At 66.4% G+C, this 769-nt stretch carries 1 protein-coding gene; it reads left to right on the forward strand.

Annotated features, from left to right (window positions below; translation table 11 throughout):
- Positions 1-77: 77 nt before the first annotated feature.
- On the forward strand, positions 78-769 hold a 692-nt coding region (locus tag DW180_RS10095; protein WP_147357397.1), incomplete at its 3' end, for a dTDP-4-dehydrorhamnose 3,5-epimerase family protein.

A 769-nucleotide genomic window follows, 5' to 3' on the forward strand; every position in this document is an offset into this window, starting at 1 on the left:
CAGGGCATGGGGATGACCCTGCGGCCCCGCGCGGGCGCCCCCGGTTATACAACCTCTTCGATAGGAGCTTTTCCCACATGGCAGACATCGCATTCGAGAAGGACCTCTCCGTCGCCGAGACCGGCATCGAGGGCCTCAAGGTCGTCGACCTCGCCGTCCACGGCGACTCGCGCGGCTGGTTCAAGGAGAACTGGCAGCGCGCCAAGATGACCGCCCTGGGCATCCCGGACCTCAGGGTCGTTCAGAACAACATCTCCTACAACGACAGCCGCGGCGTCACCCGCGGCATCCACGCCGAGCCCTGGGACAAGTTCATCTCCGTGGCGCGCGGCAGCGTCTTCGGCACCTGGGTGGACCTGCGCGAGGGCAGCGAGACCTACGGGAAGGTGTTCACCTGCACGCTCGACCCGTCCAAGGCCATCTACGTCCCGCGCGGCGTGGGCAACTCCTTCCAGGCCCTGGAGGACGGCACCGCCTACACCTACCTGGTGGACGCCCACTGGTCCCTCGAGCTCAAGAAGACCTACACCTTCGTGAACCTCGCCGACCCCGAGCTCGCCATCGAGTGGCCGATCCCGCTCGATGAGGCCACCGTCTCCGAGGCCGACCTCAACCACCCGATGCTCAGGGACGTCGTCCCAATGGCGCCCAAGAGGACGCTCGTCACCGGCTGCAACGGCCAGCTGGGCCATGCTGTGCGCAGGCTGGCGGAGGAGCGCGGCGTCGCCAAGGACTTCGACTTCTGCGACATCGACACCTTCGATATGTC

Origin of the sequence: Collinsella sp. AM16-21, assembly GCF_003471905.1 — a bacterium.
Taxonomy (GTDB): domain Bacteria; phylum Actinomycetota; class Coriobacteriia; order Coriobacteriales; family Coriobacteriaceae; genus Collinsella.